Source organism: Candidatus Zixiibacteriota bacterium (assembly GCA_035574315.1).
GTDB lineage: Bacteria > Desulfobacterota > Binatia > UBA9968 > UBA9968 > DATLYW01.
Map to the genome: position 1 here is coordinate 24,195 of DATLYW010000023.1, position 18,371 is coordinate 42,565.

Here is an 18,371-nt window from a genome sequence, read left to right on the forward strand (position 1 = left end):
GTTGCCAGCGGCATCGCGCTCGCCAAAGCGAAGCCTCGGCGCTCACGGTAGCGCCTCCATGGCGTCCGCGATCCCCGCCTGGTAGACGCGGTACAGCTCCTCCGACTCGCGGGCCGCCTGGAGGATGAGCAGCTCGTTCTCTCCGGCGCCGAACTCCTCCCAGACCGCCAGGAACATGTCCACGTGCTCCTTGTCGGCGGCGCGATGCGCCTTCCAGTTCGGGAGATCGTCCCAGGTGAGCCCCAGAGATTCGATCCACCTCTCCCCCATCCGTGCGGCGTGCCCGCCTCCTAGATCGGCGAGCAGGCGGTCGTCCTGGTTCCACTCGGTAATCGTCATCGCCGCCAGCCCTTCGAGCCAGCTTTTCTTCTTGCAGATCCAGCCCCACGCACACAGGGTCGCCTTCGTGGAGGCGATCGGCTCGGCTCCGAGAATTTCTTCGGCATCGAGGCCGATGGATCGACCCTGGCGGATCAGCAAGTCCAGGTGGCCATGCTCCGAATGCTCATCGCGGACCGTCTCCTCGTACTCGTGCGCGAGGATCTTTCTTTTCACGGCCAGCACGGGGCAGTTTCCCGATACGTAAGCCCAGCAGTCCCGGCGATGCCGGACGTAAAGCGACAGCTGCTTGAGCAAAAGCTGCGCTCGCGGGCGGGTGATGGGAATGGAGAAATAGCGCTGCAGCTCCGGCGACGACATCGTTTCGCGGGCGATCCTGCCGAAGGCAGCGCGCCATTCGTTCGCGTTCATGAGCCGGTCTTGTCCCCTCCGCGGGAAAAACGGCCGCGCCCGGTTTTCCCCCGGGCGTCGAATCAGATCGGCCAGCCGTGCTCCGATACGTCGACCCGATTGCCCTCCACGTCCTTGATCCAGCTCTCGGCCACCGCACCGGTCGTGTTGGGCTGGGCCCGCGTTTCTGCGATCTCTTCGATCGCCTTCACGCTCTCTACCTGAAAGCCGAAATGGTGGATGCCCAACGGGTATTTGCTGGTGCTGATCAGCGCCAGATCGAGGTGGCCGTCCGAGAGGTAGATCGTTCCGCTCGGGCCGCGATATTTCTCCTCCATACGGAACACCTTCTTGTAGTACTCGGCGGCTTTTTCCCGATCCTGGACGTTGATCGCGATGTGCCGGATTCTCGGTCGTTCCATCGATTCTCCTCCCTTCTCTGCGCCCCTCTCAAAAGAGGCGACGCGGTCAGCTCACGTTCCGAAGCTCAGCCGCCAAAGGCGTCACGGCCGCCTGTAGACTTTGTCGAAAAATCCCGTTCGCGTCAGCCGATCGAGAATGGTGCTGTCCACGAAAGTCTCCAGCGGCATCCCCTTCCTGCCCATGAACTCGAGGATCGTCTGCACCGCTTCGGGCTCCGCCCGCGGAATGCGGTCCAGATAGGCGACCGAGTCGTTGTAATGGTCCTCGATGAACTTCGGATCACGCAGCCGCGCGTACCGGGCGATGATCTTCAGCGAGCGTTCCTTTTCCCTGTGCATGAACGCGATGCCCTCCGTATAGGCCTTGATCACCCCCTCCACGGCCTCGGGGTTGCGCCGCAGGTAGTCGCGCGACACCGCGATCATGTTCATCGAATAGGGAATGCCGAGGTCGATCAGGCGCACGAGGATCCTGGGCTGCGCCGGCGGGCTTACCCGCAGCTCCGAAGTGACCGCGCCCGCGATCATCCGGTTCTGAAAGGCGGCCGCGACCTCCACCGTCCCGCCCAGCTGGCGCACCTGCACGGTGTTCTCGAGGCCGGCCCGGCGCAGCAGGATGCGCGTGAGGTTGTCGGTAATCGACCCGAAGCGGGTGACACCGAGCGTCTTCCCCCGCAGGTCCTCGAGGCGCTGGACGTCCGGCTGAACGTAAAGCCGATGATACGGCCGGTTGGCGGTGGCCGCCACGCCTATGATCGGCGCGCCGTTCAAGATCGCGTTGATGACCGCGTTGCTGGCCCCGCTCCCGGCGTGAAGGTCGCCCCCGATGAGCGCCTGGACCACCACCGGTCCCGAGGAGATGAAAATGATATCGGCCTGGATGCCGTACTTCTCGAAAGCGCCGCTTTCCTTGGCCATCCACACGCCGGTCGCCATCGGACCGATCGACGAGTACGCGATCGTCATTCTTGTCGGCGCGCCGGCGGCCGGCTCGCCCCGCAATAACGCCGCCAGAAAGAGCCACGCGGCCACCTGTCCGGGAAATCCGCGCATATGACTTAGCCTCCTACCGGCCGCCGGGTGCCGCCGACCGGCCGTTGAGTGCCCGCCAGACTTTTTCCGGCGTCAGCGGCAGCTCCTTGATTCTCGCTCCAGTGCTCCAGGCGACGGCGTTCGCCACCGCGGGCGCCACCGGAATGATGCCCCCTTCGCCCAAACCTTTTGCGCCGTACGGGCCAGGCCCGTTTCCGTCCTCGATCAAGATCGAGTGAAACTCCTCCGGAACGTCATCGAACCGCGGCACCCGGTAGTCGACCATGCTGGAATTGATCACCTGCCCGGACTCGAACCGATACGACTCGTAGAACGTGTGGCCGAAGCCCATCATGGCGGCGCCCTCGTCCTGCCCCTCGCACTGCAGAGGGTGAATCGCCTTGCCGGCGTCCGCCGCGGTGACGTACTTTCTCACCCGGACCTCGCCGGTTTCCCGATCGACCTCGACCTCGGCCGCCCCGACCCCGACTTCCCAGAAAAGCGGATTGGCCGGCTCGGACGCCATGCCGCTGTGGGCGTAGCCTCTTCCCACCAGCTCCCCGCCCTGCATGGCGAAGTGACGGTGAATCAGCTCGCCGTAGGAAACTTTCCGCCCTCCGGCCTTTGCCTCGCCGTCCTTCACCGCGACCGTGTCTTGCGGCGCTTCGAAATATTCGGCGGCGAGCTCGAGGATCTGTCGCCGCGCGTCGACCGCCGCCAGCTGCACCGCTTTCCCCATCACGGTGGTCGACCGGCTCGAGCCGGTGGAACGGTCGAACGGCGTGAAGGCAGTGTCGATCGGACGGACCGTAACGCGCTCCGGCGGGACGGAAAGCTCCTCGGCGACGATCTGGCTCATCACCGTCCTGGCTCCCTGGCCGAGCTCGACCGTGCCGCACAACAGCACCACGCTTCCGTCGGAGAGCACGTGAACCGTCGCCGTGGAGGCCAGCGGGGCGCCGGGATCCGTGGTGCCGAGGCCGAATCCCCGCCCCCTTCCGTCGCGCGTCGCCGGACCATTCCATCCTATCCTCCCGGCGACGAGTCCGATCGCCTTGAACAGATCGGCGTCGAGCGGCCGGTACCCGGGGCGGATTTCCTCGCCGCGCCGGACCAGATTTTTCAAGCGAATCTCGAGCGGGTCCAGAGCCAGCTTTTGCGCGATGATGTCGAGCTGGGACTCGGTCGCCCAGGCGGTCTGGGGGCCGCCGATCGAGCGAAACGAGGCCGCGGAGACCGTGTTCGTGTAAACGCAGTACGACCTGATCTTGAAATGGGGATAGCGATAAGGGCCCAGAATGCGCGTGAGGGTCCGGCCCGTAACGATCGGCCCGGTCTCGGCATACGCGCCGGTGTTGAGGTAGATTTCCGCCTCCTTCGCAAGGAGCGTCCCGTCTCTCTTCACCCCGGTCTTGAGCCGGCATTTGACGGCGTGGCGGCGGCAGGTCGCCATCGCCTCGGAAACGCCCTGAACGACCCTGACCGGACAGCCTGCCTTGCGCGCCAGCGCGACCACCAGCGGCTCGATCTTCACCCCCGATTTGCTCCCGTAAGCGCCGCCGACGAAATCGACGTGGACGTGAACCCTGGAAAGGGGATGGCGAAAAATCTGCGCGATCTCCTGACGAACGCCGAAAGGATGGCCGGTCGAGGTCCACAGATGAATGCCTTCGTCGTCGACCCGCGCGATCACGGTGTGCGGCTCCATGGAGTAGTGATAGACCATGGGAAATTCGAAGCTGTCCTCGAAGATCGCGTCCGATTCGGCGAAACCCTTCTCCACGTCGCCCTTGACGAGCGAGGTCTGGTGGCAGATGTTTCGCTCGGCGAAACCGTGAACCAGAGGCGCGCCTTCCGCGAGCGCTTCGTCGACGTCGATGACGCCCGGCAGCTCCTCGTATTCGACGCGGATCCGCGCCACCGCCTCTTCCGCCGTTGCCGTGTCGACGGCGGCCACGGCCGCGACCGGCTGCCCCGCAAAGAGCGCCCGATCGCACGCGATCAGCGGCTGGTCCTTGTTTTTCCCTTTGCCGACGTACGCGCCGACGTCCGCGAAATCCGCGGCCGTCACCACAGCCGCCACGCCGGGCATCGCCTCGGCTTGGCGAGTATCGATAAGGAGAATGCGCGCGTGCGCATAGGGGCTGCGGAGGAATTTTCCGTGGACCAGGCCTGGAAGCGCAAGATCACCGGCGTACTTCGCGCGGCCGGTCACCTTGGCGATGCCGTCCACGCGAGGGATCGAAGTGCCGACGATCGAGAGTTGATGGGCTTCCGCGCTCATAGCGGCCCGTACCGCCCCTCATATCGCCACTTGCCCTCGCGTGCAACCGTTTTTCAGCGGCTCGCGGCCTCGCGCGTCCCGGTATCCTTCCGCTCGCGAGTCCGGCCAGCGGCCAATCTCGATTTTGCGGCCGGCCCCGGGCCCGGCGGCACAAGACTACGGCGGGGACTCGGACCCTGTCCCAGTGACGGACCCGGATCACGTGCGGCGGTCGCCCAGCCCTCCCGAAGAACCAACCGTTTCCGTACCGCTACCGCGCCGAAGCGGATGGCCTCCAACGGAAATGAGGGCCGCTTCTTAAAGGCAAGAGTTTTTCAGGTCTTTAGAGTGCAGGGATCGGCGGTGAATTGACCGGCGGAGAAGGAATCCTCTGAAAGCGAGGATCAGGCCAAGAGCTAAACCGTGCTGCCCGTGCCCTCGGGGCGGCGGCGACGATCAAGCTTTCTCGGTCTCCTGATCCCCGCCCTTTTCGGCTTCGACCGGACCGGCCTGCTTGGGTGAGTTCCCGCCCTTCCGCCTGGCTTCGTTTTCCCGAGCCTTGACGGCGTTCAAGCGCTCCTGAAACCAGGTCTTCTGAGGCCAGGCCCAGTTTTGGCCTTCGTACGGATTGATGTCCAAGCGTTTCATGGGGCCGGCGAATTTTCCGAGCAAGTGGTATGCCAGATTCAACCGCCTGTCTTTTCTGCCGTTTCAGCTTCTAAGCCGGGCTCCACGATCGACAAAAATCGTCCGGGATGACGGTAAATTGCACCGCGCCGGTTTCGGGCAACGCAGCACGGGCCGCGGCGCCGCGCCTTGCGACCCCCAACCGCGCCGGAAAATCGTGTCGCGATCGTGCCATTTTAGTCAGAGATGTCAATAAAGACGCCATCGGGATCCGAGAACGAATAACGTGCGTGACGGCACGTCGCGATGAGAGCCAGGCGCCGCTCCCCCTCTTCGGGTACCGCGACCGGCGGCTCGCGCATCTCGGGAAGACGGTCGCGCAATTCCCCCAGCTCGCGCTTTACGCTCTCCACGTCCTCGACCTTGAACCCCAGGTGCTCCAGCCCGGGCCGGTCGATCCCGGCACCCTCGTAGTCGGTCATCTTCCACGGCGCGATCACCAGGGTCACGCGGCCGTCGGAGAGATAGTGATTGGGGTCCTCGAGCGCCTTTTCCTCCTCGCGGAGGTCGAACAGGTCCCGGTAAAACGCCGCGATCCCCGCGGGGTTCATGACCCGCAGCTTGAAATGGCTCACCCGCCGCGGCTGCTCCCGCCCCGCCTCGGCATAGACGTCGCGGCGATTGGCCATCCCCTCCTGCGTCAGGTCGAAATAGTTGCCTTCGGGGTCGTGAGCGCCCAGGGTTGCAAACGGCCGGTTGGAGGGCCGCTTCAAGATCGCGACCTGCGGGTAATGCTCGCGGATCCGCGCGCACGCTTCCTCGATATCGTCCACGTCGACCCCGAAGTGGTGCAGCCCGGGGGCGTACCCGGGCTTGCGACCGATGATGGTCATCCCCACGTAGCCGTCGCTCACGCTCAGCGCGTAGTTGCTCTTGATCGCCCGCTCCTCCTCCGCCGACCCCGGCCTGGAGCGCCTCATCCCCAGCACCGCTTCGTAGAATCTCGCCTCGCGCGCGAAGTTTTCACTGACGATCGCCACGTGCTGGATCCGCGTGAGCATATGGCCTCCCCGCCGCCTGTGCCGCGCGGGCTCACTTGCCCCTGACACGCCTGAAAAATCCTTCCCGCTCCAGCTCGTCGAGCGTGCTCTCGTCGAGGTAGCGGTTGAGGTTCGTCTCCGGCTTGGTCCCGGCTCGCTGCGCCAGCAGCTCCAACGTGTTGCGCAACCCGTCGCGCGAAACGCGCGTGGGAAAAGCGAAGCTCGATCCGACGTACTGGTAGGTCTCTTCCAGAGCCTTCGGGTTTTTCTGCTGGAGCCGCTTGGAAAGGACCGCCATCGCCTTTTCGCGGTGATTCAGGAGCTGATAGGTGGCTTCCGCGTAGGCCTGCTGGAAGCGCTTGACCGCATCCCGGTTCTTCTCGAGGAACGAGCGGCGGACGACGATCGCGTTCATGGGAAATGCCGCAGTTCTCATGTCGCGCATGTGAGCCAGCACGTTCATTCCCATCCGCACCGCCTCGCCCAGCTCGGGATACGCGAGCACGGTGGCGTCGAGCGCGCCGGCGGAAAGCGCGATCAACCGCTGCGCGGCGCCGCCGCTCTGCACGATGGTGACCGCGGAGCGCGGAACGTTCCACTCCTTGAGCGCGAGAACGATCGCCAGCTCGTTGGCGCCGCCGAACCCCACCACGCCGATCTTCTTGCCGGCGAGGTCCTCGGGCCTTCGGATCTCCTTCTGCGCGACGAAGCTGAACGGAAAGGTGTTCAGGGACCCCGAGATCATCACGAGGTCGGCCCCTTTGTGGATCGCGTTGATCGTGGTGACCGCGTCGACCTGGGCGAAATGCACGCTGTTGCCGATCAAGGCCTGGATCTCCCGCGTCGATCCCGGCACCATCACCACCTCTGCGCCGAGGCCGTACTTGGCTATCAGGCCGAGGTCCTTCGCGGCCCAGACGGGGGCTTGAAAGCCGGCGAATCCGCCGTAGGCGATCATGTACGGCTCCTGGGCCGGCGCCGAAACGACGCCGAGCGTGAGAAGGAAAAGCAGCGACAGGGTTCTCTGGACCATTGTCTACCCTCCGGAAAGCGGCTGACCGGAAGTCTCGCGGGCGGCGCCGATCAGCGTTCGCGCGTACTGTTTCCAGTCGGTTTGCGGCGGCAGGAGTTCGGAGATGACCACCAGATCTGGGAAGCGGTTCGTCTCCGGGCTGCGGACCACGTGCAGCGGGTCGCGTCCTTCCGCGACGGCGCGAATCCCGCTCAGCAACAGCTTGCGCGCGGCGACGATCGCCTTGTCCGACGAAACGAGGTGCTCCACGGTTCGATCCTGGATCGCGCCCTGGCTCTCGGTTGCGAACGCGTCGTGCGCCTGGAAGTTGAATCCCATGCCGGTGAAGCTCCTGTTTTTCATCGACTCCCGATCCTGGCCGTAGCGATTGAGCTCGTGGCGCTCGAGACGGTAGTCCGCGGTGAGCTCGAAGCGGCTCTTGCCGTGCAGCGCGGGATCGAGCGGCCGCTCGCGGCTGAAGGCGAAAACATATTTCCAGTGGCTGACGTCGTCGATCGGCACGTGCCAGTGAACCGCGTAGCCTTCCCCCACCGTCGAGCCTCCGAACGCCGCCAGATTGGGAAAGACGAAGTTGGTGATCCTGAGATAGCGCCCGCCCTGGGCCTCTCGGACCGTATGGATGCGCAGGCCGAATCGGGTCGGCTCGACCTCGATGATCGGCGCCGGGTCCGCGCTCAACAGGGTGTTGTCGGTGGCGCCGCTCCCCGCAACCACCCTCGGGCGCTCGATCTCCGCCTCACCCAGGTAACGGTGGAGAAAGGAGAGGTGAACCGGATCGATGTTGCCTTCGTTCGCCTGCAGGAAGTTGCACCGATAGAGAATCTTGGTGACCGTCCGCCGCTCTTCGGGCGCCGCGAGGAATTCGTAGTTCGGGAGCAGCGGCGGCTCGCCCGGTCCGAGATAGGCGAAAATCACCCCGCCGGCCTCGCGGCACGGATAGGCCAGATGGCGGAGCCGGTGCCGGTCGGCTCCGCCGCCCGGCTCGCCCGGCTGTTCGAGAACCGCGCCGTGAATGTCGTAGAGCCAGCCGTGATAGAGGCAGCGCAACCCGCCTCGCTCGACCCGTCCGTAGCTCAGGTCGGTTCCCCGGTGAGCGCAATGCAGGCCCAGCAGGCCGGGCCGGCCGCGATCGTCCCGGAAGAGGACAAGCTCCTCGCCGAGGATCGTGACCCTCAAGGGAGCGCCCCCCGGAGGCAGCTCCTCGGCGAGCGCGGCTGGCTGCCAGTAGCGCCGGAGCAATTCCCCGCAGGGAGTGCCCCGCTCCGTCCTGGTCAACAGCTCGTTTTCTTCCCGACTGATCATACCGGCGCGCCGGGAGCTCGCGCGAAACCGCCTCTTCGACGGGCCCCTGGAGCCGGCCCCTTATTACTATTTAAAGCCACGGCTCGGCAAGACCGGCGATCGCCGCGCGGTTGTTGCCGACCCGGCTTCCGTAGTAGATTCGAGCGGCGCCAAAAAGCGCCCGGGGATCATGGCAAACCTGGTCGGCTGCATGGCCATGTCTCATGGCCCGCAATTGATGCTCTCTCCCGATCACTGGGGGCTCCTTCGCCTGCGGGAATCGGAAGGGCTGCCGGAGAAGCCGGGACCAGCCGCCGAAACCGATGCGGTCAAATGGAGCAAATGGCAGGGATGTATGGAGGCGATCGCAAGGCTCCGGAGCGAGCTGGAGGCCCTGCGACCCGACGTGCTGGTGGTGGTGGGCGACGACCAGCACGAAAACCTGACCGACGACAACATGCCGCCTTTCTCGATCTACCTCGGCGGCGAGGTCGAAGCCAGCACGAGCCTGCGCTATCTGAATCAACCCTTGTCCGAAAATCGAGTCAGATACCGCGTCGACGCCGGGGTGGCGCGGGCTCTTCTCGACGGGCTGATGGACGCCGGCTTCGACCCCGCCTACTCGCGTCAAACCCGTTACGCCGGCGGCCTCGGCCACGCCTTCGGGCGCGTGCTCAGGTTTCTGCTCCCGAAAGCGGATTGCGCGATCGTTCCTGTCATGGTCAACACCTATTACCCGCCGGCGCCGTCGGCCAGGCGTTGCCTGCAGTTCGGCCGGACGTTGGGCTCGCTGCTCCGGCGGCTCCCGGGAAAAGAGCGCGTGGTCGTCGTGGGATCGGGCGGCTTGAGCCACACCCTGATCGACGAGGATCTCGACCGCCGTTTCCTGCGCGCGGTGGAGCGGCATGACCTCGATCACATGGCCGCCATTCCGGACTCGGCCCTGGTCGACGGCACCTCCGAGATCCGCAACTGGATCGTTACCGCCGGGGCCGCCGGGCAGGGCGGTACCGTGGTGGACTACCTTCCGCTCTACCGCACCCGGACCGGAGTCGGTTGCGCCATGGGCTTCGCCGTCTGGAAGTCGCGCTGACGGATTGTCTTTGCGCGATCGCCGCGAACGCGTCCGGATCGGCTCTCAGGCTTTCCCGCCCGGCGGCGAGCCGGCCGTCGGCTTTTCCGTGCAACCGGGGTGATAGTCTCCCATACGGCAAACCGCGCCGGCTTTGCGCACCGCGGCCTCGAAATCCCGGTGGATGGCCGGATCCTCGTCCTCGAACTCGATCTGGCCCCCGCCCTGCTTTACGCTCGTGTACGTGCCGCCTTCGCCGTCCTGCATGCGCATGAAGCGATAGCGCCAGTTGTTCCAGCGCAGGGCCAGGTAGCGCGCCGGGCTCGCCCCCGAGTTGAAATGCTGGTGAAACCATTGGTCCGGCGGCACCACGACGCTCCCGGGCTTCCACTCGACCCGGTGCCTGTCTTTTCCCTCCGGCCACAGGATCGAATAGCCCTGCCCGCTGAGAATGACGACGTGGGCGCCGGGGCCGTGGCGGTGCGCCTTCTTGTAGGTCCCGACGGGAAACTCCGAGATATGGGCGCCCATGGTCTGGCGGGCGAGGTTGAACTTCATGTTGGTGCTGCCCCTGCCCCGCTCGCTGTAATCGGCGAGAGCCAGCGTGCGGGCGTCGGCAACGAAGTTGGTGGTCATGAAGAACCGTCCGATGACTTCGCCCTTGCCGCTGAAATAGTTCTCCGTCGAGGGATCGAAGCGGTCGAGAAACGCGTAGTCGTTCTCGAAGATGAAGTCGACGTTGTGAAACAGGTTCATCATGAAGCAGCAATTGGTGACCGCGAAGTAACGCGCCGGCTCGCTCCCGCTGGCGTTGAAGTGCTGGTAGGACGCGTTCAGCGGAATCGCGAAAAGACTCCCCGGTCCCCACTCGAACGTGTGCTTCTTCCCGCTCTTCTGCCAGACCGTCGTCGCCCCGCAGCCCCGGGTCACGTATACCATCTCCTCGTAGAGGTGCTTTTGCGGCTTGAGCTTGCCGCCGGGCGGGATCTCGCAAATGTAGGCGTCGTTCACTCCCCCGGTGCCGTCGAGCACCACGAAGGCGGCCGAAGCGCCCTTCAGATCCCAGGGCGCCAGCTCGACCGCGTTGATGTCCTCGACGAAAAACCCCCGGACGACCGGGATCTTCTGCGCCTCCTGCCACTGCCGATAGGTGTCGATGCGCTCCGGCTTCAACTCCGCCGGCTGTGCAACCTCCGCCATTGTTTTCCTCCTTCGTCTCTACTCGGCCGGATCATTCCGTACGGCATCCGCAATGTCAACGGAACTCTCCGGGGTGGAAATTTTACGCGATTCGCCCGTGCGGCGGGCTGTACGGGATCGTCGCCGCGCCGCGCGGGATATGGTATTCGTAGAGTCATGATGCTCGGGAGCGGCCGGCGCCGCGTCGGCGAAACGGATCGAAAGCGACCTTTCCCCGGAGGCGCTTCGGTCCGGGGAAGGCTCGAAGCAACAACCGGAAGGAGCGCGCACCGATGTTTCCTTATCGAGACGAGAACGAGACGCAGCGCACGCCGATCGTCACCGGGACGCTGATCGCCCTGAACGTCGTCAGCTGGATCGTGTTGCAGGGTGCCGGCGCCACGCTTCCGCTCGCCTGGTCGGTTTGCGAGCTCGGGTTGATCCCCGGCGAGCTGACCGCTTCCCTTCCCGTCGGGACCACCTTCCCCATGGGCGACGGGCTGGTTTGCGGCACCGACCCCGGACGCCAGCCCCAGCATCTCTTCACCTCGATGTTCCTCCACGGCTCCTGGATGCACCTCCTGGGAAACATGTGGTTCCTCTGGCTCTTCGGCAACAACGTCGAAGACTCCATGGGCAGGCTGCGCTTCCTGGTTTTCTATCTCGTCTGCGGCCTGGCCGCGGCGCTCGGCCAGGTCTTCGCCGATCCCCGGTCGGTGATCCCGATGGTGGGCGCGTCCGGGGCGATCAGCGGGGTGATGGGAGCCTATCTCGTTCTCTATCCCAACGTGCGCGTCTACGCGCTCGTGCCGCTCGGCTTCTTCCTGACGTCGGTGGCCCTTCCCGCCTGGGTGATGCTCGGATACTGGTTCCTCATTCAATTCCTGAGCGGCCTGGCGACCTTCGGAGACCAGATCGGAGGCGTGGCCTTCTGGGCCCACGTCGGCGGCTTCGTGGCGGGGGTGGCGCTCGTCAAGCTGTTCGCTCGCCCGGAATACATCGCGTCGCACCGCTCGCGCCACTGGCGGCCGCGCAGGGTGATCGGCACCTGGGATTGAGGCTACGGAAGCTCCGCAAGGAGACGGCCGGCGCCGCGAAGCGGCTGGCGGACGCGGAGCGTTTTCTGGACGTACCACACCCGCGCCGCGACCGGGTGCAGAACCGGCACCCCGAGATCCTCCTCGGCAGCGATCACGTCGGCGACGCGCCAGGCGCCCGAACCCAGGAGGTAGACCGCCTGCGCGTTCGGGTGCCCGAGAAACGACCGCTTGATGTGGCGATAGATCTCTTCGGTCGAAAGGTTTTTCGCCTCTCCCGGGGAGGTGTCCATGCCCTCCATTCCGAGCACCTCGAACCCGGCGTCGGTGAAATAGCGGGCGAAGATGTCGTTGAGCCGGTTGTCCCGGTAATAGGTGCAACCGACGAACCGCTCGACGCCGAGCGCCCGCAGCGCCGCCGTCTGGGTCATCCCGGAGGTGAACACCGGCAACCGGTACTTCTCCTCCCATTCTCCGACGATCTTCCGCTCCTCGGCGTGCCCCCGCACCATGAACGGCGGACCGCCTTCCGGATGGATGAGCTGCACGCCGACTGACGCCAGCGTTTCCACGCACCGCTGGTAGGTCTCCATCACCGCCAGGTAGCCTCGTTCGGTGTGTTCCTTGATTCCCGCATACACCGGGATGACGCCGACGCCTTCCGGGAGCATCCGGATGAACTCGACGAGCGATCCCGAGTCGTAGGTCGGCTTGACGACCCCGACGGTTCCCCGCCAATTGGCCGACGCCATGTCCGCTGGCTCCTTTCAGCCGGAAATTTCCCGCGAGTCCCGGCGCCCAACCCTACCTATTCCATCGTCGCTCTGCGAGTCAAGCGGGCGGCTGGACTTGCGGAGCGCCGTTTGATCTGATGAGCGCGTCCGGCGGACTTTTTGCTCCCGTCGGCAGGAGCCCGGAATGATCGCAGAGCAACTGAGTGAATACATTGCGGCATGCCCGCAAAGCGAGCTTCCGCCCGGGGTGCTGCTCAAGGCGAAACAGCACGTTCTCGACGCGCTCGCGGCGATGGCGTCGGGCTCCCGTCTCGAGCCGGGGCGCCTTGCGATCCGCTACGCGCGCGGCCGCGGCGGCAACCCGGAGTGCAGCGTGGCGGCGGGTGGCCTCAAGGTCCCCGCGGAGCTGGCCGCGCTCGCCAACGGCATGCTGGCCCACGCCGACGAAACCGACGACACCCACTGGGAGTCGAAGACTCACCCCGGCTGCGCCATCGTGCCGGCCGCCTTGGCGCTGGCCGAGAAAGAGGGCCGGACGGGCCTGGACCTCCTGCGGGCCGTGGTCGCCGGCTACGACGTCGCCTGCCGCCTCACGCGGGCGCTCGGCAAGGAACACTGGGGGCTTCACAGCACCTACAGCATCGGCGGCACCTTCGGCGCCGCGGCAGCCGCCTGCTGCCTGTGCGGCTTCGACGCCCGCCGAATCCGCTGGGCGCTCTCCTACGCCGCGCAGCAGGCCTCGGGCGTGCTGTCGTGGGTACGCGATTCCGGCCATGTGGAAAAAGCCTTCGATTTCGGCGGCATGCCCGCGCGCAACGGGGTGACGGCCGCGCTCTTCGTTCAATCCGGCTTCACCGCCGTCGACGACGTTTTCGAGGGCGAAAACAATTTCCTCGCCGCCTACTCGCCGGCGCCCCGGCCGCAGGAGCTGATCGAGGGGCTCGGATCGCGTTACGAGATCCTGGCGACCTCGATCAAACGCTTTCCCGTCGGCGCGCCCATCCAGGCCGCCGCGGACGCCGCGCTGCTGATCCTGAAGCGCGATCCGATCTCGCCCGCGGCGATCGAGCAGGTCACGGTCCGGCTTCCCGCCGACCGCGCCGGCGTCGTGAACGACCGCGAGATGCCGGACGTCAATGTCCAGTACATCCTCGCCGTGCTCCTGCTCGACCGGCGGCTCACCTTCGAGTCGGCGCACAGCGCCGAGCGCATGCGCGATCCCGAAGTCCTCGCGTTGAAGGCGCGGGTGCGCCTCGTTCCGGACGAAGAGCTGATGCGCTCGCCGATCCCGCGCCAGGCGATCGTCGAAATCGCGACGCGCGACGGCCGGCTGCTGCGCGAGCACGTGGTCAGCGTTCGCGGCACGCCGCAAAATCCCATGAGCAACGAGGAGGTGGAGGAAAAGGCGCTCGATCTCATGGGCCCTGTCTACGGGGCCGAACGGGCGCGGGAAATCGTCGAGCGCGCGCAACGCCTCGACGAGGCGGGCTCCGTCCTCGATTTCGTCTCGCTCGTCCGGGCCGCGTGACGGCCGCCCGGGCTTGCGGCTCACCGCGTTGCGAGGACGGCCTTGATGAAGCCGCTCTGCTCCAGCTCTTTTACCAGACGGCTGTCGTAGAACTCCTCGGGTTTCGCGCCTTTCGCCTTCGGGAACTGCTTTTCCAGCTCCTGGAGCAGGTTCGCGATCCCCGCCGGATACGGCGGGATGCTGAAGCCGTTGCGAAGGATCAGCTCGTAGGTCTCTTCCAGGACCTCGCGGTCGCTCGTGCGGAAGTACTTGGCCATCGTCTTGAGGGCGAAGGCCTTGTCCCGCCGACCGCGAGCCGCGCCTTCGATGTACGCCCGGAGAAAGCGCCTCACGACGTCCTCGTGGGTTCTCAGGAAACGGCGCGTGGTCACGACGCCGTTGACGTGGTACTCGACGTCGAGCTTGGAGAGATCGAGCAGCTCCTTCAACCTCACCCTCTTCGCCTGCAGCGTCGCCGGCGGGCTGATCGCCGCGGCGTGCACCTTGCCGCTCAGCATGGCGCCGACGGTTTCCGCCGGCCCCCCTGTCTGCACCATGACGATGTCGCGCTCGGGATCGATGCCGTGGAGGCGCAGGGCGATGCGCGAGGCGAGGTCCGACTGCGTGCCGAAGCGCGTCGTGCCGAAGACCCTCCCCCTGAGATCCTCCATCCGCTGGATGTTCGGCTGGCTGAAGATCCACCAGGTGAATTTTTTCGCGATCGTAGCGACGATCACCGTGTCGGTTCCGGACAGAGCCGCCTGGATCGGGCCGGCGCCCCCCGCCTGGATCACGGGCACCTCTCCCGACAGCATCGCCTGGAGCGCGAGCGAGCTTCCGGGAATGCTGATCACCTCCACGTTGAGGCCGTTCTTTTCGTAGTAGCCGCCTTCCTTGGCGAGCCAGAGCGACATTTGCGTGGCCGACGCCGAGCCGCCGCCGACGCGCAGCCGTTCGGCCGCCTTTTCCTGCGCCGCGGCGATCGCGGCCAGAGAGGCCATCCAGGCCAACGCCCAACCGATCGTCGACCAGAACGCGGTCATCACGGTCCTCCTTCGCGCCCGGGCACGAACGCAGTCTCGGCCTTCCGGTTCTCGCCCTGAAGCTTTGCCCGGCACCGGACGCTGTTCCTGTCTACACTCCCGGCTTCTGCGTGCAGCGCGGATGCAGGGCCCCCATCGCGCAGCGCGCGCCCGCCCTCGCCAGCTCCTCCTCGAACTCGCGGTGAATGCGCGGGTCCTCGTCTTCGTATTCGAGCTGAGATCCGCCCTTTTTCACGTCCTCGTCGACGCCGTAGACCTTCCGCAGCCCCTTGAATTTCTTGCCGCTCGCCCGCAGGGCCAGATAGCGCGCCGGCGTGTTCCCGGCGTTGAAATGCTGGTGAAACCAGAAATCCGGCGGAACCACGATCGCACCCGGCTGCCAGTCGAATCTCCGGATCTCCTCGCCCTGAGGCCAGAGCAGGGAGTAGCCTTTTCCGGCGATGATGACCACGTGGGCGCCGGGGCCGTGGCGGTGCGCTTTCTTGTAGGTGCCGACGGGAAACTCCGAGATGTGGGCGCCCATCGTGTTCTCGGAGAGCTCCAGCATGATGTTTTTTCCGCCCGCCCCGCGCTCGCGCCACTCCTGGAGCGCCATCGTGTGGACGTCCGGGACGAAGTTGGTGTCCCAGATCCTCCCGGGAAAGGAGTGGCCGCGGCCCGAGAAGTACTCTTCTTCCGCGGCGAAACGGTCCTCGAACACGTAGGGGTTGTCGAAAACGAAATCCACGTTGTGAAAGAGGTTGAGGACCACCGGGGCGTTCGTGACCGCCAGCATCCGGGCCGGCTCCGAGCCGCTGCCGTTGAAGTGCTGGTAGCAGCAGTTGAGCGGCGGCGAGAACAGGCTCCCGGTCTGCCATTCGAAGGTCTGCTTCTTGCCGCCCGGCTGCCAGACGCTGGTCGCGCCGCGCCCCGAGATCACGTAGATCATCTCCTCGAAAAGATGCCGTTGCTCCTTGCTTTTCCCCCCCGGCGGGATCTCGTAGATGTAGGCGTCGTTGGCCTCGCCGGTGCCGATCAGGTTCAGATAGACTCCGAGCCCTCCCATCCGCTTCCACGGCTCGAGCGGAACCTTCTTGATGTCCTGGATGAAGAACTCGCGTATGACCGGAATTCCCTCGGTCTTGACCCACTGCTGGTAAGTCGATTCGTCGGTGAGCGTCGCCTGTTTGCTGGGAATCATCGCTCCGTTCTGGTCTCCTCTTCTCGATTTTCTCGGCGGTAGAGCCGGTCGATATAGCCGCTGTCGTCGATCTCCCGGAGATAGTGCAGATCCCACAGGATCAGCGGGTTGAAGTCCTTGATCTCCGGATCGCGCTTCACCGCCAGGGCAAAGACGTTCTGAATCGCTTCGAACGACGGGTACGGCGCCGGCTCCAGGGTTGCGGCCTGGGTTTCGTAGAAGCAGTCCCACTCTTCGTCGTTCTCGATCCGGAGCATCCGGCCGCAATGCCGTTTGACGATCTCCAGCGTCTCCGCCCTGCGGGTCTTGAAGAAATGGATGGCGTCGATCAGCGCCAGAATCAACGCGCGGACCTCCTCCTCGTGGCTCTTCACGTAGGTCGTGGTCGTCGTGAGCGTGACGCCTTCGATCATCGCCATCGGCGGCACTTCCATCACCCGTGCGCCCGAGCGAAGCACCCGCAGGCGCTCCACCGCCCGGATGAACGTCGCGTCGTACTTGCCCTCCGCGACTCCGCGCGCCCGCTCGACGCCCTTCACCGGATCCGTGACCAGCTCTACGTCCCGACCTTCCTCGAGCCCGGCCCGCTTGAGGTAGAGCCAGACGTTGAGCCCGGTATGGCCGTCGTAATCATCCATCGCCACCCTCTTGCCCCTGAGGTCCTGAAGGCCGTCAATCCCGTCGCGCGCGACGAGAAAGTTTTCCCGCCAGCGGTTGTTGGTCTGAGCGAGATGGACGTATGGGTCGCCGTGGCGCGCCTTGCGGGCGTAGAGGTTGTGATGGTTACCGGAAACGATGTCGAGGTCTCCCGCCTTGAGACCCTCCGCTGCCCGCCTGCGCTGTCCTTCGAGGGAGCCGAGCTCCATCGCCAATCCGTGCTTCTCGAGAAAGCCGCCTTCCTCCATGACCTTCCAGAGCGGCACATGGCTCGGCGCTCTGTAGTAAACCCTGATCTTCCTGGCCATCGTTCACCGCCTTTCCGCCTCTGCCGCCGGGCTCGAACCGTCGAAGTGGCGCCACGTCTTTCCGTTCACGAAGTCCGCCTCGGGCGAGGGCCGCGTCTTCAATGCCTTGCACGGGACGGTCAGCGCCCTTTCAACAGCTTCCACACTTTCGTGCGGTGCTCCCGGCGGCCAGTCACCACCCATTTCCACTCGGTGTCGTCGAAATACTTGACCCCGGGCTTCGGAATGTTCTCGGGCTTGAGGAAGGATTCGTCGACATCGGTCCGGAGCGTCGCGGAACCGTAACCGCGGGCGTAAATCTCCAGGCCCTCTCGCGAAAGCATCCAGTTTGCAAATACCTGCGCCGCCCTAGGGTGCGGCGCCCGGTTCGCCACCGTCAGCAACCAGGGTGAGCCGTTGACCGTGGGCCTCATCCCCGAAAGCTCGAAAACCTCGAGCGCTCTCAAGCCGTCCTTGATCAGCGGCCGTACGTCGTCTTCCCGGCAGTTGAGGCAGACCGGCTGCGTCCCGCGAGCGAGCCAGTCCGTCATCTGGCGCCGATCCCGCGTGCGGACCGGCTTCTGATCGATGTAGAAGCTCTTCACGAACTCCTCGCCGAGCTCGCTGTAGAAACGCGCCGCCGCGTTCGCGCCCGCCCCCGTCGTCGTGGGATCCTCGACCGAAATCTTCCCGCGCCACTTCGGGTTGAGCAGATCCTTGACCGAGCGCATCTCCTCCGGCTTCACGTGATCGGTGTTGATGAAAAGCAACGTCGCCACGCTGCTGAACGGACGCACCACGAACTTCTGTTCCGGGTCGACCAGCCACACCTTTCCGGTTTTCCATTTCGAACCGTCCGCCACTTCCGGCATGACAAGCAGCGGCCCAACCGGATCGATCAGCTTTCCCCCGTACAGCGTCACCGCGGTCGTATCTGGTCCCGATAGATAGACGTCGACGCTGTAGATCCCCGCCGACCGCTCGGCCTGCACGCGCGCCGCAATCTGGCTCGAACGACCGGCGATGAATTCCACCGGAATCCCGAAGCGCGCCGAGAACCTGGGGATGACCTCGTTACGCATCACGGGGTCCGGAGATCCCGCAACGACCACTTTTCCTTCCTTCTTTGCCCCGGCGATCGCCTCCTGCCATTCCTTTTCTGCCGCCCAAGGCTGGGCAAGAGCCGGCGCCAAGCAGCAGCCGACCAGCCAAAGGAACGCCCGTGTTCTCCCCATCGACTTCCTCCCC

The 18,371-nt window shown here is 65.4% G+C and carries 17 protein-coding genes; 3 read left to right on the plus strand and 14 right to left on the minus strand.

Features of this window, described 5'->3' with window-relative positions:
• Nucleotides 1-42 precede the first annotated feature (42 nt).
• The 8 genes from VNN77_07105 to VNN77_07140 all read right to left on the minus strand — a co-directional run bounded on the left by VNN77_07105 (nucleotide 43) and on the right by VNN77_07140 (nucleotide 8,448).
• Nucleotides 43-750, minus strand: a complete 708-nt coding sequence (locus VNN77_07105; GenBank protein HXG51153.1) for an iron-containing redox enzyme family protein — start codon at nucleotides 748-750, stop codon at nucleotides 43-45.
• A gap of 62 nt (nucleotides 751-812) precedes the next feature.
• The gene (locus VNN77_07110) at nucleotides 813-1,151 is read right to left on the minus strand and encodes a VOC family protein (GenBank protein HXG51154.1); all 339 of its coding nucleotides are present in this window, start codon (nucleotides 1,149-1,151) and stop codon (nucleotides 813-815) included.
• Between the two features lie 81 nt (nucleotides 1,152-1,232).
• Nucleotides 1,233-2,204, minus strand: a complete 972-nt coding sequence (locus tag VNN77_07115; GenBank protein HXG51155.1) for an ABC transporter substrate-binding protein — start codon at nucleotides 2,202-2,204, stop codon at nucleotides 1,233-1,235.
• A 13-nt stretch (nucleotides 2,205-2,217) separates the two neighbouring features.
• On the minus strand, nucleotides 2,218-4,467 hold the full coding sequence (locus VNN77_07120; GenBank protein ID HXG51156.1) for a xanthine dehydrogenase family protein molybdopterin-binding subunit: 2,250 nt from the start codon (nucleotides 4,465-4,467) through the stop codon (nucleotides 2,218-2,220).
• 435 nt (nucleotides 4,468-4,902) lie between these two features.
• The gene (locus tag VNN77_07125) at nucleotides 4,903-5,094 is read right to left on the minus strand and encodes a hypothetical protein (protein ID HXG51157.1); all 192 of its coding nucleotides are present in this window, start codon (nucleotides 5,092-5,094) and stop codon (nucleotides 4,903-4,905) included.
• Nucleotides 5,095-5,309: 215 nt separating this feature from the next.
• Complete coding sequence (locus VNN77_07130; protein ID HXG51158.1) at nucleotides 5,310-6,134, minus strand: VOC family protein; 825 nt, start codon at nucleotides 6,132-6,134, stop codon at nucleotides 5,310-5,312.
• Nucleotides 6,135-6,165: 31 nt separating this feature from the next.
• The gene (locus VNN77_07135; GenBank protein ID HXG51159.1) at nucleotides 6,166-7,146 is read right to left on the minus strand and encodes an ABC transporter substrate-binding protein; all 981 of its coding nucleotides are present in this window, start codon (nucleotides 7,144-7,146) and stop codon (nucleotides 6,166-6,168) included.
• A 3-nt stretch (nucleotides 7,147-7,149) separates the two neighbouring features.
• Nucleotides 7,150-8,448, minus strand: coding sequence for a Rieske 2Fe-2S domain-containing protein (locus VNN77_07140; GenBank protein ID HXG51160.1), 1,299 nt, complete (start codon nucleotides 8,446-8,448; stop codon nucleotides 7,150-7,152).
• A gap of 169 nt (nucleotides 8,449-8,617) precedes the next feature.
• Here VNN77_07140 and VNN77_07145 point away from each other — a divergent pair, with 169 nt between their 5' ends.
• Nucleotides 8,618-9,520 (plus strand): extradiol ring-cleavage dioxygenase, encoded by a 903-nt coding sequence (locus tag VNN77_07145; GenBank protein ID HXG51161.1) that lies wholly within the window; start codon nucleotides 8,618-8,620, stop codon nucleotides 9,518-9,520.
• A 45-nt stretch (nucleotides 9,521-9,565) separates the two neighbouring features.
• Here the strand turns inward: VNN77_07145 and VNN77_07150 are convergent, their stop codons facing one another.
• Nucleotides 9,566-10,699 carry an ethanolamine ammonia lyase-activating protein gene (locus VNN77_07150; GenBank protein ID HXG51162.1) on the minus strand — a complete coding sequence of 378 codons (1,134 nt, stop codon included), beginning with the start codon at nucleotides 10,697-10,699 and terminating at the stop codon, nucleotides 9,566-9,568.
• 272 nt (nucleotides 10,700-10,971) lie between these two features.
• Between VNN77_07150 and VNN77_07155 the strand changes: the two genes are divergently transcribed.
• Nucleotides 10,972-11,736: a rhomboid family intramembrane serine protease gene (locus VNN77_07155; protein ID HXG51163.1), complete on the plus strand. Its 765-nt coding sequence runs from the start codon at nucleotides 10,972-10,974 to the stop codon at nucleotides 11,734-11,736.
• Between the two features lie 2 nt (nucleotides 11,737-11,738).
• On the opposite strand, the gene VNN77_07160 is transcribed toward VNN77_07155, so the two are convergent.
• Entirely contained in the window at nucleotides 11,739-12,467 is a 729-nt protein-coding gene (locus VNN77_07160) for a hypothetical protein (protein ID HXG51164.1), read from the minus strand.
• 166 nt (nucleotides 12,468-12,633) lie between these two features.
• Here VNN77_07160 and VNN77_07165 point away from each other — a divergent pair, with 166 nt between their 5' ends.
• The gene (locus tag VNN77_07165) at nucleotides 12,634-13,977 is read left to right on the plus strand and encodes an MmgE/PrpD family protein (protein HXG51165.1); all 1,344 of its coding nucleotides are present in this window, start codon (nucleotides 12,634-12,636) and stop codon (nucleotides 13,975-13,977) included.
• 20 nt (nucleotides 13,978-13,997) lie between these two features.
• Here VNN77_07165 and VNN77_07170 read toward each other — a convergent pair whose 3' ends face one another.
• The 4 genes from VNN77_07170 to VNN77_07185 form a co-directional block, all read right to left on the minus strand.
• The gene (locus VNN77_07170) at nucleotides 13,998-14,999 is read right to left on the minus strand and encodes an ABC transporter substrate-binding protein (GenBank protein HXG51166.1); all 1,002 of its coding nucleotides are present in this window, start codon (nucleotides 14,997-14,999) and stop codon (nucleotides 13,998-14,000) included.
• Between the two features lie 91 nt (nucleotides 15,000-15,090).
• Nucleotides 15,091-16,179, minus strand: coding sequence for an ethanolamine ammonia lyase-activating protein (locus VNN77_07175; GenBank protein HXG51167.1), 1,089 nt, complete (start codon nucleotides 16,177-16,179; stop codon nucleotides 15,091-15,093).
• Nucleotides 16,176-17,144, minus strand: coding sequence for an ABC transporter substrate-binding protein (locus VNN77_07180; GenBank protein HXG51168.1), 969 nt, complete (start codon nucleotides 17,142-17,144; stop codon nucleotides 16,176-16,178). Before VNN77_07180 ends, VNN77_07175 begins: the two co-directional genes overlap by 4 nt.
• Before the next feature lie 119 nt (nucleotides 17,145-17,263).
• Nucleotides 17,264-18,358, minus strand: coding sequence for an extracellular solute-binding protein (locus VNN77_07185; GenBank protein ID HXG51169.1), 1,095 nt, complete (start codon nucleotides 18,356-18,358; stop codon nucleotides 17,264-17,266).
• Between the last annotated feature and the right edge of the window lie 13 nt (nucleotides 18,359-18,371).

Excerpts from the sequence above, each read along its gene's own strand:
- VNN77_07105 (HXG51153.1), bottom strand. The coding sequence starts at position 750 with ATGAACGCGAACGAATGGCGCGCTGCCTTCGGCAGGATCGCCCGCGAA.
- VNN77_07110 (HXG51154.1), bottom strand. The coding sequence starts at position 1,151 with ATGGAACGACCGAGAATCCGGCACATCGCGATCAACGTCCAGGATCGG.
- VNN77_07115 (HXG51155.1), bottom strand. The coding sequence starts at position 2,204 with ATGCGCGGATTTCCCGGACAGGTGGCCGCGTGGCTCTTTCTGGCGGCG.
- VNN77_07120 (HXG51156.1), bottom strand. The coding sequence starts at position 4,467 with ATGAGCGCGGAAGCCCATCAACTCTCGATCGTCGGCACTTCGATCCCT.
- VNN77_07125 (HXG51157.1), bottom strand. The coding sequence starts at position 5,094 with ATGAAACGCTTGGACATCAATCCGTACGAAGGCCAAAACTGGGCCTGG.
- VNN77_07130 (HXG51158.1), bottom strand. The coding sequence starts at position 6,134 with ATGCTCACGCGGATCCAGCACGTGGCGATCGTCAGTGAAAACTTCGCG.
- VNN77_07135 (HXG51159.1), bottom strand. The coding sequence starts at position 7,146 with ATGGTCCAGAGAACCCTGTCGCTGCTTTTCCTTCTCACGCTCGGCGTC.
- VNN77_07140 (HXG51160.1), bottom strand. The coding sequence starts at position 8,448 with ATGATCAGTCGGGAAGAAAACGAGCTGTTGACCAGGACGGAGCGGGGC.
- VNN77_07145 (HXG51161.1), top strand. The coding sequence starts at position 8,618 with ATGGCAAACCTGGTCGGCTGCATGGCCATGTCTCATGGCCCGCAATTG.
- VNN77_07150 (HXG51162.1), bottom strand. The coding sequence starts at position 10,699 with ATGGCGGAGGTTGCACAGCCGGCGGAGTTGAAGCCGGAGCGCATCGAC.
- VNN77_07155 (HXG51163.1), top strand. The coding sequence starts at position 10,972 with ATGTTTCCTTATCGAGACGAGAACGAGACGCAGCGCACGCCGATCGTC.
- VNN77_07160 (HXG51164.1), bottom strand. The coding sequence starts at position 12,467 with ATGGCGTCGGCCAATTGGCGGGGAACCGTCGGGGTCGTCAAGCCGACC.
- VNN77_07165 (HXG51165.1), top strand. The coding sequence starts at position 12,634 with ATGATCGCAGAGCAACTGAGTGAATACATTGCGGCATGCCCGCAAAGC.
- VNN77_07170 (HXG51166.1), bottom strand. The coding sequence starts at position 14,999 with ATGACCGCGTTCTGGTCGACGATCGGTTGGGCGTTGGCCTGGATGGCC.
- VNN77_07175 (HXG51167.1), bottom strand. The coding sequence starts at position 16,179 with ATGATTCCCAGCAAACAGGCGACGCTCACCGACGAATCGACTTACCAG.
- VNN77_07180 (HXG51168.1), bottom strand. The coding sequence starts at position 17,144 with ATGGCCAGGAAGATCAGGGTTTACTACAGAGCGCCGAGCCATGTGCCG.
- VNN77_07185 (HXG51169.1), bottom strand. The coding sequence starts at position 18,358 with ATGGGGAGAACACGGGCGTTCCTTTGGCTGGTCGGCTGCTGCTTGGCG.